The following is a 12,714-nucleotide window of genomic DNA, read 5'->3' as shown; positions in this document are numbered from 1 at the left end:
TCCATTAATCGTTTCCGACACCGTGGTCGGCATGGAGAAACTATAGGGCCCGCCCCCGCCTGGCCGCCATTCGGACGCTTACCCGTCCGCCTCCGTATTTCTACGTAGCAGTATCGGCCAGGCTGGCGTAATGACGGATCAGATGGGCCAGCGTATCCACCTGCAGCTTGGCGAACAGATTGGCGCGGTGCGTCTCCACCGTGCGCGGCGACAATGACAGGGCCCGGCCGATCTCCTTGTTGGTCAGGCCCTCGACGATCAGGCCCAGCACGTCGCGCTCGCGCTCGGACAGGCTGGCGTAGCGTTCCCGCGCCCACTGATCGGCCGCCAGGCGCTCGCGCCGGCGCACGTGCTGGCGCACGGCCTGCTGGACCGTGTCCAGCAACACGTCATCACCGACCGGCTTTTCCAGGAACTCCGCCGCCCCCGCCTTGAAGGCGCGCCGGCACATATCCACCGTGCCGAGGCCGGTCAACAGGATGCTGGGCTGGTCCACGCCCTGGTCGATCAAGGTGTCCAGCAGCGTCAGGCCGCTGATGCCCGGCATGCGCACATCCAGGATCAGGGCTCCGATGGCCTGCCGATCGAAGGATTCCAGGAACTGCTGCGAATCCGCCCAGGTCTGCACCCGCAGGCCCACCGTGCTGATCAGCAGGGACAGGCTCTGCCGAACCGCGGCGTCATCGTCGAGCAGATGGATCAAGGGGGGCGGGCTGGAGCCGGTTGCTGGCTGGTGCATGATGGATGGGCGTCGACTCGTGGCAGTTCCAGCGCGAATACGGCGCCGCCCAGAGGATCGTTGAACGCCGTCAGGCCGCCGCCCATGGCCTGGGCCAGGGATTCGCTCAGACTCAGGCCCAAGCCCAGACCGTCGGCCCGCGTGGTGAAGAATGGCTCGAACAGACGGTCCAGATGATGCGGGTCTATGCCTGGGCCGTTGTCGCGCACGGCCAGCACCACCCGTCCCTGGCGCGGCAGGATCTCCAGCCAGATGCGCGGGTCGGCGCGCTGGGCGCCGGCCAGGGCGGCCACGGCGTTGTTGAGCAGATTATGGATGATCTGGCCCAGCGCCACCGGCTCGCCCAGCACATCCACGTCCTGCGGCGGCAGGCGCTTTTCAAGCTTGATGCCCTGACGCTCCAGCTCGGGCATCAGCAGGTGTACGGATTCGTCCAGCACCTGCGCCAGGGACAGGGGATGGCACTGTTCAGCCAGGCCGCTCTCGCGCAAGCTGTGACGCAGGCGCGTCAATACGCTGGAGGCGCGCTTGATCTGCTCGACCGAATGCCCCATGGCCTGGCGCGCCGGCTCCAGGTCCGGCGGATCTTCCTGCAACAGGCGCAGGCTGGCCTGGGTATTGGCCAGCACCGATGTCAGCGGCTGATTCAGTTCATGCGCCAGCCCCGCCGCCATCTCGCCCAGGGAATTCAGGCGGGCCACCTGGCCGATGCGCAGCAGCTCCTGGGCGCGCAGGGTCTGCTCGCGCTGCTTGCGTACATAGAAGGCCAGCAACACCAGCAGGGCGCTGGCAAGGGAGAACAGCAGCGCCTGCCCCCAGGGCAGATCCGCATAGGTGACCACGCGGCGCGTATGCAATTGGAATGGCTGGCTGTTGGAAGCCAGCGTCTTGCCGGACTGGAACACCACCGGACCGGAGCGGTCCTGTCCCGGACTGATCACCCACTGCTGATCCTGCCACTCCAGCACCACGCGCACCGGGCTGCCATTGCGCCGGAAAGGCCATTCATCCCAGGCAATGGCCGCGTTCAGGTCCAGCAGCACTGCGAAACTGGCCGGGTGCGCGGCCACCAGCAGCACGTAGCGGCCCTGAGACAGGCGCACGTCGGTCAGCACGGCGCGCTCGACCTTCAAGGACTGCTGCTGGGCTTGCCGCCATTGAGGGTCCTCCCAGGGCGCGTCGTCTTCTTCCCGGTAAATGGCCATGACCTGCGGGAACATGGCCTCCAGCGCGCCCAGCCGCTCGATGCGCTGCGCCGGCGGCTGCAGCAGCGCGAGCCTCTGCAAGATTGCGTCATGCTGCGCCAGACGCTGGCCCAGCAGTCGGTAGGCGATGTTGCTCTGCACGGTGAAGGCTTCCTGCTGGCGGCCCAGCTCGATGCGCGTCAGCACCGCCGACCCAGCCAACGACAGCCCGAGCCAGATCAGGAAACCGTACAGAAAGGAGCGGTGGCGCGTTTTCATGCAAGCATTGTGGGGACGGAAAACAACAGGGTAAATAGGCCGACTGGTCGATAAAACCAGCATTTGCTATATTAATCAAGGTCTTTGACCATGCGCTTGCGCGCAAGCCTCGAGGAACGACCTCGCCAATTGTTGGTTTCAATGTCCGGGACGGCCCGGCCCTTTTAAGCGGAGGGTCGTCATGGCCTGGTTCCTTCTTGTTCTCGCTGGTCTCTTTGAAGTCGTCTGGGCGTACGCCATGAAACAGTCGGACGGCTTTTCCCGCCTCGTTCCTTCCGTGGTCACCCTCGTGACCATGATCATCAGCTTCGCCTTGCTGTCCGTGGCCATGCGCTCGCTGCCCCTGGGCACCGCCTACACCATCTGGACGGGCATAGGCGCCGTAGGCGCCTTCCTGGTGGGCATCCTGGTGCTGAACGAGCTGGCCAGCCCCATGCGCATCGCAGCCGCCGTCCTGATCATCAGCGGCATCATCCTGATGAAGCTCTCGAGCTGAACACGTCAGGCATGCATCAAACCGGCTTTCCCCCGAAAGCCGGTTTTTTTTCGCCGCTCCCGGGCCCTGAGCAGAGCCGGACTTCGAACGTCCTAGACGTTGGCGGCTTCCAGCAGACAGGCGGACAATCGGTCGAAGTGGAGCAGGGCGGCCTGGCTGAGGTCCACCTGCTTGCGCCGGGTGTCTTCGGTATCGCTCAAGACGATCCAGCCCTTCTCGCGCATGGATTTCAGGCGGGTATGGATGGTGGCGGGCGAACCCAGCCGCTCCACGGCCATTACGTCCCGTACGGACAGGCGCAAGGACTCCCTGGACGCCTTGGCCACGAGGGTGAGGATACGCTCCTCCAGTGGGTCCAGCGCCGACAGGGACGGCAGATTGTGCAGCGCGTCGGCAAGCTGCAGGAAACGCATGTAGATATCAGCAGGTCTGGTGGCAAATTTCATGACAAAATCTTTATTCCTTTGAAGTCGCTACCGCAGTGACATTTCTAGAAATAAGTTCTGGTTATTATTGTTTTGGTTCCTGTCCGGCAAAGCAAAAAACAAGCCCACTTTATGGGCAGACAGGCAGGTATTGGTTCGGTCCACGCTTTGGGCTCGGGTTTAAACGCTGAAGCCGGGGCCAGATCCCTGCAAGGACAAAAGGGGCCTGACCCGGCTGTTTGCCTGAAATTCTATCAGAACCCCCATGCCGTGGCGCCTCATGCCATGCGATGCGCCACATGAAATTGTAAGGAACCCGAGACCGATGATTAGCCGGCAGATCATCCCTCATTAAACGCCTGCTCGACCACGCGCACGAGCCTCGGCCGCCGGCAAACGGCCCGCGCCGGTCCTGCGACGTGTTCTTCCGCCCAGTTTTCGCGCGCCTTTAAAATGGATTTCAGCAGGGCGGTCAGCCTTCGGCCCTCCACCTTCGAATCACTATGAAATCTGGAACATAAAAATGATTCTTCACCTGGACACGCCGCTTATTTATTCCCATGTCCTGAGCGATCAGCTCGGCAAGCACCTGTGGCTGAAGATGGATGCGCTGCAACCAAGCGGCTCGTTCAAGATCCGCGGCATCGGCCACGCCTGCCAGCACTACGCCCAACAGGGCAAGACCCGCTTCGTGAGCTCCTCCGGAGGCAACGCCGGCATCGCCGTGGCGTATGCGGGCCGTCGGCTCAACATACCCGTGCTGGTCGTCGTGCCCGAGACCACCAGCGAACACGCCCGGCGCCTGATCCAGCGGGAAAAGGCGGAGCTGATCGTGGTCGGCAAGAACTGGAACGAGGCCAATGACCATGCCCAGGCCCTGCTGCAGGAAAGCGACGCTTTCATACACCCCTTCGACGACCCCTTGCTGTGGGAAGGCCACGCCAGCCTGATCACCGAAGTGGCGGCGCAGGGCATACGTCCCGACGCCGTCTTGCTGGCTGTCGGCGGGGGCGGCCTGCTCAGCGGCGTGGCCCAGGGCATGCACGAACAAGGCTGGGACGATACGCCCATCATCGCCGTGGAGACGCAGGGCACCGCCTCACCGGCGGCATCCGTGCGTCAGCGCAGGCACGTCACCCTGGACGCCGTACAAGGGGTGGCAACGTCCCTGGCGGCGCGGCGCGTCTGCGACCAAGCCTATGCGCTGAGCCAGTCGCGTCCCCTTCAATGCGTGCAGGTCAGCGATGCGCAGGCCGTCAGCGCCTGCCTGCGCTTCCTGTCCGATCACCGCGTCCTGGTCGAGCCGGCCTGCGGCGCCGCCTTGGCGGCGCTGTACCTGGACCACGAAGCGCTGACTCCCTACCAGAACATCCTGGTCGTGGTCTGCGGAGGCACGACCGCCACGCTGGAGCAATTGGTGCAGTGGCGTGCGTGAAATCCGCGAAAATTTCCGGCCTTGCGGCCGGAGCTATTCACCATGAAAGTTTTTCACTTTAAGTAAATTTCTTATCGTCAGATTTTTGAATCTTTTCAAAAAAAACCATATCTTTTACTCAAAAATTACTTAAAAAAACCATTTATTTATAGTTATATTTTTTATAACTAAATTGTGGAACAAGTGTTTCACGTGGAACAAAACGATGAAAATCACCCTTTGACCACGGGTACGCCACGGCGGATCAACAAGGAATAATCCTCGCCGTCCTGCTGGTTCAGAGCCCGTTCATTGACATGCCCAAGCCGGCGCAATTCATCCAGCGTATGCCCCGGCGCCAAGGCTCCTTGCGCAAACACATACTCGGGCAAATAGCCTGAAGCCAGGATGCGCCAGTCCCAAGGGAGGCCGTCCACGATATGGCTCACCATGTCATAGACGATCGTGGTGCAATTGGCCGTCAAGGTATTGTAGAAACGAGGGCTGTCGCGCAATTCATTGCCCTGCTGCACATAGGACAGGAACAACGCCTGCATGGCCGGCTTGGGCAGGGCCACGCTGTACAGGTAGACATCCTCGCCGCGGGCATTGGTCCGCGTGCGTATGATGTCGCTTTCCTCGGCGGCGATCAGCGCCATCTCGAACTGCTTGAAGAAGCCGCCTATGGCGGAGAATTTTTCATGCCTTTCCTTGCGGATCTCAACAGAAAAGCTCACGTGGCGCCCATCGTCGAAACCGAACGACACCAGGGTATGCGCAATGGCCGGCCCCATCCAGTACGACAGAAACATGTCCACTGAAACGAGGCGGTCCAGGTCATACTGGCGCGTCTGCCAGCGTTCATCAAAATCGGTTTCGCTGCGCCAGACGAAATCGCGCACATTATGCAAGGTCACCACCGAACCCTGAACCTGCCCGTAACTGACCCTGTCCACGTCGGCCGCCCATAGCCTGCCGTTGCTGGGGACAATACCGTGCCACCACACCAGCAAAGCCAGCAGGCCCAGGGTCTGGGGCAGGGCGGGCCACCCATTTCCCTTGCCCAGGGCATACAGGCTGAACAAGGCCGCCACGCCCCATGACGCCATCGCCACTACGCGCCCCACCCCAGCTTGAGCCTGAAACTGCAAGGCCAGCACGCCCCATGCCGTCGCTCCGACGATCACCAGCAATAGAAACAGTTTCAGCAGCACATGCCACGCCATTTTCATGATTCCTCCCTGAATGTTCCGCCACTAGCATAGTGCCTTCCGGCGGACAAAAAAAACCTGTGCCCAAAGGAACACAGGTCTGCGGGGGGCGGGGCGGCGGCAGGAAAGCCCGCGCGCGGTCAATCCAGGTAGCCCATGGCCTGACCTTGACGGATTAGACCCTGCGCCTGCCAGGCAGGATCGAAGCGATACCCGCTGTCTCGCGGAAACAGCAGCACCACCGTGGAACCCAGCAGGAATCGGCCCATTTCTTCGCCTTTGGCCAGCGACACGTCCTGGTCCTGATAATTCCATTCACGCACCTGCCCGTCGCGCGAGGCATTGACCACCCCGTGCCACACCGTCTCCATGCTGCCCACGACGGTTGCGCCCACCAGCACCAGGGCAAAGGGACCGCGTTCGGAATCGAACAGGCACACCACCCGCTCGTTGCGGGCGAACAGGCCGGGCACGCCGCGCGCCGTGGTCGGATTGACGGAAAACAGCTCGCCGGGCACATGTATCATGCGCGTCAGCCGCCCGTCGCACGGCATGTGCACCCGATGATAGTCACGCGGGCTCAGGTACAGAGTGGCAAACAGTCCATCCTGGTAACGGGCGGCCAGGGCCGTGTCGCCGCCCAGCAGCGCCGCGGTCGAGTAGCTGTGGCCCTTGGCCTGGAAGACCTCGGCGCCGCGGATGGCGCCCAGTTGGCTGATGGCGCCATCCACGGGGCTGACCAGGGCGCTGTCGGCGACAGGCCTGGCGCCCGCGCGCAAGGCGCGGCCGAAGAACTCGTTGAAGGTCGCATAGCTGGCCGGATCCGGATTTTCGGCCTCGCTCATGTCGACCTGGTAGCGCCGGATGAAGCGCTCGATGGCCCAGGTGGTCCGCCCGCCCAGAGGCTTGGAAGCCAGGCCGCCCAGGAACTCGGTCAAGGCCTGCTTGGGCAGGAAATACTGGGGAAGTACGGCAAAACGAGAATACATAGAATCCACTCATCGACAGTCAATGCCCGGGCGCAGGGCCCGGGACAGTTCCGCCAACCAAATGGCGCCTGCGGCGCCGGATCATGCGGCGCCTGCCCGACCCGTCATGAGGCCGGAGGGCGCGCGCATGAGCTCGTGGTCAAGACAAGAAGGGCATGAACAAAAGAATACGCTCTTGTAGCACAGCTTGTCGCCATATGACATAGTCGCCGCTGAAATGAAGGCGCGCAGTCAGATGAATACGACGCGGTCGCGGCCTTCCTCCTTGGCCTGGTAAAGGGCGCGGTCCACACGGCGCAAAGTACGCTCGTAGTCGGGGTGGCCGTCATACAGCGCAATCCCCACGCTGGCCGTGATGCTCAGAGTCTGACTGTCCGACACGCGGAAAGTTTCCGCATGGATGCGCATGCGCAGGTTGCGCGCAGCACGCAGGGCGGCGTCGGCATCCACATCCACCAGCAACACCAGAAATTCCTCGCCCCCCAATCTGAACACGTAATCGCCGGCGCGCGCACTGTTGCTGAGCAGTTCGGCAAACTGCTGCAGGACCCGATCGCCCGCGTCATGGCCATAGGTGTCGTTGACGCTCTTGAAATAATCGATGTCCACGCCCAGCAGGGCGAAGCGCGAGCCGCGCTGCTGGGCATAGCTGACCTCCCGGCTCAGGACCACGGGCAGGTACTTGCGGCTGAGCAGGCGAGTCAGCACGTCGCGTCCCGATTCCAATTCATTCTGCTGTTCGAACAAGCGCTCCAGGTGCAGGCCGATGGCGCGCGTCTTGTCCCGCAAAGCATGCAGATGGCGGATCTGGCCGGCCTGGTCGTCCCGGTCGAATTCGGGCACCAGCTCCGCATCGATCAGGCGCATCAGCTCGAGGATCTCGCGACTTTCCACGGTGCCCTGGAAGGCATGCGAGCCTTTGTGCTTGAACCAGACGCCGAAATCGGAATCGCCGATACGCGGCAGGGGCGCTTGGCTGCCGTTGACGGCCATGGCGAACATGAACTGGTTTTCCCAGTCCAGCAGGGCGGCGCGCTGACGACCGCGCTCGGCGGCGGCGTTCTGCACGATGGCGAACAGCCGGTAGGACTCCTCGGCCCGGGACTTGCGCTCGCGGGAGTTGGCATAGGCGTGGCTCATGATTTCCATGGCCAGGTCGATGAAATCCTGCACATAGCTGTAACAGTCCCAGGCCTGCTCACGGCTGATCTCCGTCGACTCGAACAGGTAGCGGGCATAGCGGCCCTTGAGCAGGCGCGCTCCGCGCAGTACCAGATGCACCGGCACGCCGACCCGCGCATGCACCTCGCCGACCTGGTTCTGCAGCTTGACCTGTTCCTGCATGTCGCTGTCCACATCCACGGAGAACAGCTGGACCAGCCAGTTGCGCAGCGAACGGTGCAGGCGGGTCTGCACCTGCTCATGGGACAGATAGACCTGCGCGGCCGGATGGGTCAGCATGTGCGTATAGAAATGCGTCGCCAGCTCATCCTGATGATCCAGGGTGATGGCCAGCACCTGGGCACGCACGGCCAGCGGCACCTGCTGCAGCAAGGCACGCCAGTCCTGGGCGGATTCTTCGATATTCGGTTGCGGCATGAAATACGGGAGGGGGTCGCGAAGCGATGATTGAAGGCTAAACAGCCATGATCGCGATTGTTGCATGAGGGGAGATTTCGCGCTATTTCCTATAGCGATCGGCGCGATTGGGCAAAATTTCCTGATTTCCTATACTATAAAGAGAAGCATATATCAGTCATATGAAGTCTTGATACATTCTACGTCCCAAAAGCCTAAAAAACAGACCAAAAAAGCGTAGAATCCATGCTCTCTCTCAACGGTTTATTCCAAATAAACCAATAACCTAGATTCATTCGCGGCATATTTCATGACCGAGGTCTACAGTCAGTGGCACGCCAAGCTGACGCTTGGCTTCTCTTTGCAGAATGGTTCCCGTTCTGTCCTGTCCACGCGTGTACACGAAGGCCCCCTGCTGATCCAGCGGGCCCTCTACCCCGAAGGTCCTGAAATCTGCCACGTCGCCATCCTGCATCCGCCCTCCGGCATCGCCGGCGGCGACATGCTGGACATCCAGGTACGCCTGGCCGAGCACACCCGCGCCACGATCACCACGCCCGGCGCCACCCGCTGGTACAAGTCCAACGGACGCCATGCCGCGCAGAACGTCCTGATCCAGGTCGGCGCCGGCGCCCAGCTGGACTGGCTGCCCTGCGAGAACATCTACTTCGAGCAGGTGGACGCCGCGGCGCGCAACCGCATCGAGCTGCACCCGGACAGCGCCGCCATCGGCTGGGAAATTTCCCAGCTGGGCTCGGTGCGCACGCCCGGACACTGGCTGGAGGGCCGCGTCGTCATGGACACGCAGCTCTACATCGGCCAGGAACTGGTGTGGGTGGACGCGGGCGAGCTGGCTGCGGACGACGCCTTGCGCCAGGGCATTTGCGGGCTGGACGGCCTGCCCGTGCATGCCACGCTCTGGGCCTACGGGACCGTCCTGGATACCGCCGAGCTCGAAGTCCTGAACGAACGGCTGGGATGGGGGCCGGAGCTGCGCGGCGGATTGACCGTCATGCCCCAGGAAGGCGGCAAGGCCCTGTACCTGCTGCGCGCCATCGGCCTGCACGCCGAAGATGTGCGCGGCCTGCTGGTCCAGGCCTGGCAGCACCTGCGCCCCCGCCTGTTGCGGACGAGCGCACAACCGTTGAGACTATGGACCACATAAGCCTTTCAGGATTCGCCTAGCTACGCAGGCAGGCGCGGGCCGCACGAGCCCGCGATCGTGTGTTGGAAAACTATTGTTGGGCAAGCTGCGCGCACCCGGAGCCCCGGGTGGGCGAACCGAACCCGTCACCTATTTGTAAATGGAAGTAACACCATGGAATTGACACCGCGCGAAAAGGACAAACTGCTGATTTTCACCGCGGCCCTGGTGGCCGAGCGCCGGCGCGCCCGCGGCCTGAAGCTCAACTACCCGGAGTCGGTCGCCCTGATCACGGCCGCCATCATGGAAGGCGCCCGCGACGGCATGACGGTGGCCGAACTGATGAGCGCCGGCGCCAAAGTGCTGACTCGCGACGAGGTCATGGAAGGCGTGCCAGAGATGATTCCCGACATCCAGGTGGAGGCCACGTTCCCGGACGGCACCAAACTGGTCACCGTCCACCATCCCATCGTCTTACGCCGCGCCGCCGCTCGCCGGCTCCAGGGCGGGACGGCGCGGCGGACACGCAATCATCCATACGTCGCCCCTTATCAGGACATAACCATGATTCCAGGTGAAATTATTGCCGAAGACGGTCAGATCGAACTGAACGTCGGGCGGCAGACCCTCAGTATCGCCGTCTTCAACGAAGGCGATCGCCCCGTGCAGGTCGGTTCGCACTACCACTTTGCCGAGGTCAACAATGCGCTGAGCTTCGATCGAGAGCTGGCGCGCGGCTACCGGCTGAATATTCCCGCCGGCAATGCGCTGCGTTTCGAACCGGGCCAGCGCCGCACCATCGAATTGGTCGCCATGGACGGCGACCGCCAGATATACGGTTTCCAAGGCTTAGTGATGGGGTCTCTCTAAAATGGCATTCATTTCTCGCAAGGCATACGCCGAAATCTACGGTCCCACCGTCGTCAACGGCGTGGGCGACCGGGTCCGCCTGGCCGACACCCAACTGCTGGCCGAGGTCGAGCGCGACTTCACCATCTTCGGCGAAGAGGTCAAATTCGGCGGCGGCAAAGTCATCCGCGACGGCATGGGTCAGAGCCAGCGCATGAGCGCCGACTGCGCCGACACCGTCATCACCAATGCGCTGATCATCGACGCCATCACCGGCATCGTGAAGGCCGACATCGGCATCAAGAACGGCTTCATATCGGGGATAGGCAAGGCCGGCAACCCCGACATCCAGCCCGGCGTGAACATCATCATCGGCGCCTCCACGGAGATCATCGCCGGCGAAGGCATGATCGTGACCGCCGGCGCCATCGACACGCACATCCACTACATCTGCCCTCAGCAGGTCGAGGAAGCCCTGTCCACCGGCACCACCACGCTGATCGGCGGCGGCACGGGCCCGGCCACCGGCACGCTGGCCACCACCAGCACGTCCGGCCCCTGGCACCTGGCCGCCATGATGCAGGCCACCGACGCCTTCCCCATCAACATAGGCCTGTTCGGCAAGGGCAGCTCCAGCTCGTACGACGCCGTCATCGAGCAGGTGCGCGCCGGCGCCATGGGCCTGAAGATCCACGAAGACTGGGCCAGCACGCCGGCCGCCATCGACAACTGCCTGACGGTGGCCGACGATACCGACGTACAGGTCGCCATCCACAGCGACACCCTGAACGAATCCGGTTTCGTGGAGGACACCTTCGGCGCCTTCAAGGGCCGCACCATCCACTCCTTCCACACCGAAGGGGCAGGGGGCGGGCACGCGCCCGACATCATCCGCGCGGCCGGCATGGCCAATGTACTGCCGGCCTCCACCAATCCCACCATGCCGTTCACGCGCAACACCATCGACGAGCACCTGGACATGGTGATGGTCTGCCACCACCTGGACCCTTCCATCGCCGAGGACCTGGCCTTTGCCGAAAGCCGCATCCGCAAGGAAACCATCGCGGCCGAGGACGTGCTGCACGACCTGGGCGCCTTCTCGGTCATGAGCTCGGACTCGCAGGCCATGGGCCGCGTGGGCGAAGTGGTGATGCGCACCTGGCAGACGGCCGACAAGATGAAGCTGCAGCGCGGCGCGCTGGAAGGCGACAGCGCGCGCTCGGACAACGAACGCATCAAGCGCTACATCGCCAAATACACCATCAATCCGGCCCTGGCCCATGGCGTAGGCCATCTGATCGGCTCGATCGAAGTGGGCAAGCTGGCCGATATCGTGCTCTGGAAGCCGGCTTTCTTCGGCGTGAAGGTCAATATGGTGCTCAAGAGCGGCATGGCCGTGGCCGCCTCCATGGGCGATCCGGGCGCCTCCATCTCCACCCCGCAACCCGTGCACATCCGTCCGATGTGGGGCGCCCACGGCAAGGCGCTGCGCACCTCCGTGCTCTTCGTCTCCCAGGCCGGCATGGACAATCCCGCCCTGCACGCTCTGGGATTGAACAAGCGCCTGGAGGCCGTCGTGGGCTGCCGCAACATCAGCAAGCACCAGATGGTGCGCAACAACTGGCTGCCCCACATCACGGTGGATCCCCAGACCTACCAGGTATACGCCGACGGTCATCTGCTGCATTGCGATCCCGTCGACATCCTGCCCATGGCACAACGTTATTTCCTGTTCTAGTCATGCGAATCGCCAATAAATTCCTGCGGGCCGGCCAGGTCGCCAAGGCGCTCACCCGCGGCGTCCCCACGGTCACGCTGGACCTGGCGCTGCGCCGCCGCAGCCGCCAGAAACTGGTCCTGGACACGGGGGAGGAGGTCGGCATGGCCATTCCCCGCGGAGCCGTGCTGCGTCACGGCGATCTGCTGGTGGCCGACGACGGCCGCTTCATCCTGGTCCAGGCCGCGCCCGAGAACGTGCTGCGCGTCACCGCCGCCACCCCGACCGCGCTGGCCCGCGCCGCCTACCATCTGGGCAACCGGCATGTGCTGCTGGAGATAGGCGAGGGCTACCTGCAACTGGAGTACGACCCCGTCCTGGTGGACATGCTGGCCCAGTTGGGCGGCGTGCGCAGCGAACGGATCCAGGCGCCGTTCGAACCCGATGTGGGCGCCTACGGCGGCGGCCACAAGCATGGCCATGACGAAACCTTCGAAGAGGACTACGCGCTGGCGCAGGCCGCCTTCCAGGCCCATGAGCCGCAGGCGCATGACCACGGCCATCATCATGAGCACGCGCATCGTCACGATCATCATGGGCACTCCCATGCCCGCCATGACCACGATCACACGCATGAACACGGCCATGGCTGCTGCGGCCACGACCATGCGCACCGTCATTCATCCTGA

At 63.1% G+C, this 12,714-nt stretch carries 12 protein-coding genes; 6 read left to right on the top strand and 6 right to left on the bottom strand.

Features of this window, described 5'->3' with window-relative positions:
• Window positions 1-100 precede the first annotated feature (100 nt).
• Together ACWPWO_RS00245 and ACWPWO_RS00240 are read right to left on the bottom strand one after the other, a co-directional pair.
• Entirely contained in the window at window positions 101-739 is a 639-nt protein-coding gene (locus ACWPWO_RS00245) for a response regulator transcription factor (RefSeq protein WP_454003478.1), read from the bottom strand.
• On the bottom strand, window positions 700-2,202 hold the full coding sequence (locus ACWPWO_RS00240; protein WP_454003476.1) for a sensor histidine kinase: 1,503 nt from the start codon (window positions 2,200-2,202) through the stop codon (window positions 700-702). The genes ACWPWO_RS00245 and ACWPWO_RS00240 overlap by 40 nt, the downstream gene beginning before the upstream one ends.
• A gap of 181 nt (window positions 2,203-2,383) precedes the next feature.
• On the opposite strand from ACWPWO_RS00240, the gene sugE reads away from it, so the two are divergent.
• A complete protein-coding gene (gene sugE, locus ACWPWO_RS00235; protein WP_454003474.1) occupies window positions 2,384-2,698 on the top strand; it encodes a quaternary ammonium compound efflux SMR transporter SugE in 315 nt (104 codons plus the stop codon).
• 92 nt (window positions 2,699-2,790) lie between these two features.
• Here the strand turns inward: sugE and ACWPWO_RS00230 are convergent, their stop codons facing one another.
• The gene (locus tag ACWPWO_RS00230; protein ID WP_454003472.1) at window positions 2,791-3,144 is read right to left on the bottom strand and encodes a winged helix-turn-helix domain-containing protein; all 354 of its coding nucleotides are present in this window, start codon (window positions 3,142-3,144) and stop codon (window positions 2,791-2,793) included.
• A 502-nt stretch (window positions 3,145-3,646) separates the two neighbouring features.
• On the opposite strand from ACWPWO_RS00230, the gene ACWPWO_RS00225 reads away from it, so the two are divergent.
• A complete protein-coding gene (locus tag ACWPWO_RS00225) occupies window positions 3,647-4,558 on the top strand; it encodes a pyridoxal-phosphate dependent enzyme (RefSeq protein ID WP_454003470.1) in 912 nt (303 codons plus the stop codon).
• Between the two features lie 212 nt (window positions 4,559-4,770).
• Here ACWPWO_RS00225 and ACWPWO_RS00220 read toward each other — a convergent pair whose 3' ends face one another.
• The 3 genes from ACWPWO_RS00220 to ACWPWO_RS00210 all read right to left on the bottom strand — a co-directional run bounded on the left by ACWPWO_RS00220 (window position 4,771) and on the right by ACWPWO_RS00210 (window position 8,336).
• Window positions 4,771-5,763, bottom strand: a complete 993-nt coding sequence (locus ACWPWO_RS00220; protein WP_454003468.1) for an Lnb N-terminal periplasmic domain-containing protein — start codon at window positions 5,761-5,763, stop codon at window positions 4,771-4,773.
• A 125-nt stretch (window positions 5,764-5,888) separates the two neighbouring features.
• The gene (gene asd / locus ACWPWO_RS00215; protein ID WP_454003466.1) at window positions 5,889-6,737 is read right to left on the bottom strand and encodes an archaetidylserine decarboxylase; all 849 of its coding nucleotides are present in this window, start codon (window positions 6,735-6,737) and stop codon (window positions 5,889-5,891) included.
• Window positions 6,738-6,968: 231 nt separating this feature from the next.
• Window positions 6,969-8,336 carry a diguanylate cyclase gene (locus ACWPWO_RS00210; protein WP_454003464.1) on the bottom strand — a complete coding sequence of 456 codons (1,368 nt, stop codon included), beginning with the start codon at window positions 8,334-8,336 and terminating at the stop codon, window positions 6,969-6,971.
• Window positions 8,337-8,625: 289 nt separating this feature from the next.
• On the opposite strand from ACWPWO_RS00210, the gene ACWPWO_RS00205 reads away from it, so the two are divergent.
• The 4 genes from ACWPWO_RS00205 to ureE all read left to right on the top strand — a co-directional run bounded on the left by ACWPWO_RS00205 (window position 8,626) and on the right by ureE (window position 12,714).
• The gene (locus tag ACWPWO_RS00205) at window positions 8,626-9,480 is read left to right on the top strand and encodes an urease accessory protein UreD (protein WP_454003463.1); all 855 of its coding nucleotides are present in this window, start codon (window positions 8,626-8,628) and stop codon (window positions 9,478-9,480) included.
• Between the two features lie 153 nt (window positions 9,481-9,633).
• Window positions 9,634-10,329: an urease subunit gamma gene (locus ACWPWO_RS00200; RefSeq protein WP_454003461.1), complete on the top strand. Its 696-nt coding sequence runs from the start codon at window positions 9,634-9,636 to the stop codon at window positions 10,327-10,329.
• A gap of 1 nt (window position 10,330) precedes the next feature.
• Complete coding sequence (gene ureC / locus ACWPWO_RS00195) at window positions 10,331-12,046, top strand: urease subunit alpha (RefSeq protein WP_454003459.1); 1,716 nt, start codon at window positions 10,331-10,333, stop codon at window positions 12,044-12,046.
• Window positions 12,047-12,048: 2 nt separating this feature from the next.
• Window positions 12,049-12,714 carry an urease accessory protein UreE gene (gene ureE, locus ACWPWO_RS00190; RefSeq protein ID WP_454003457.1) on the top strand — a complete coding sequence of 222 codons (666 nt, stop codon included), beginning with the start codon at window positions 12,049-12,051 and terminating at the stop codon, window positions 12,712-12,714.

The organism is Alcaligenes sp. Marseille-Q7550 (assembly GCF_965112015.1).
Note: the sequence above shows the minus strand (reverse complement) of the source record. Positions and strands in the feature narration are given on the sequence as shown.

Bases quoted from the DNA above. Each gene is read 5' to 3' on its own strand.
- ACWPWO_RS00245 (WP_454003478.1), bottom strand. From the start codon at position 739: ATGCACCAGCCAGCAACCGGCTCCAGCCCGCCCCCCTTGATCCATCTG.
- ACWPWO_RS00240 (WP_454003476.1), bottom strand. From the start codon at position 2,202: ATGAAAACGCGCCACCGCTCCTTTCTGTACGGTTTCCTGATCTGGCTC.
- sugE (WP_454003474.1), top strand. From the start codon at position 2,384: ATGGCCTGGTTCCTTCTTGTTCTCGCTGGTCTCTTTGAAGTCGTCTGG.
- ACWPWO_RS00230 (WP_454003472.1), bottom strand. From the start codon at position 3,144: ATGAAATTTGCCACCAGACCTGCTGATATCTACATGCGTTTCCTGCAG.
- ACWPWO_RS00225 (WP_454003470.1), top strand. From the start codon at position 3,647: ATGATTCTTCACCTGGACACGCCGCTTATTTATTCCCATGTCCTGAGC.
- ACWPWO_RS00220 (WP_454003468.1), bottom strand. From the start codon at position 5,763: ATGGCGTGGCATGTGCTGCTGAAACTGTTTCTATTGCTGGTGATCGTC.
- asd (WP_454003466.1), bottom strand. From the start codon at position 6,737: ATGTATTCTCGTTTTGCCGTACTTCCCCAGTATTTCCTGCCCAAGCAG.
- ACWPWO_RS00210 (WP_454003464.1), bottom strand. From the start codon at position 8,336: ATGCCGCAACCGAATATCGAAGAATCCGCCCAGGACTGGCGTGCCTTG.
- ACWPWO_RS00205 (WP_454003463.1), top strand. From the start codon at position 8,626: ATGACCGAGGTCTACAGTCAGTGGCACGCCAAGCTGACGCTTGGCTTC.
- ACWPWO_RS00200 (WP_454003461.1), top strand. From the start codon at position 9,634: ATGGAATTGACACCGCGCGAAAAGGACAAACTGCTGATTTTCACCGCG.
- ureC (WP_454003459.1), top strand. From the start codon at position 10,331: ATGGCATTCATTTCTCGCAAGGCATACGCCGAAATCTACGGTCCCACC.
- ureE (WP_454003457.1), top strand. From the start codon at position 12,049: ATGCGAATCGCCAATAAATTCCTGCGGGCCGGCCAGGTCGCCAAGGCG.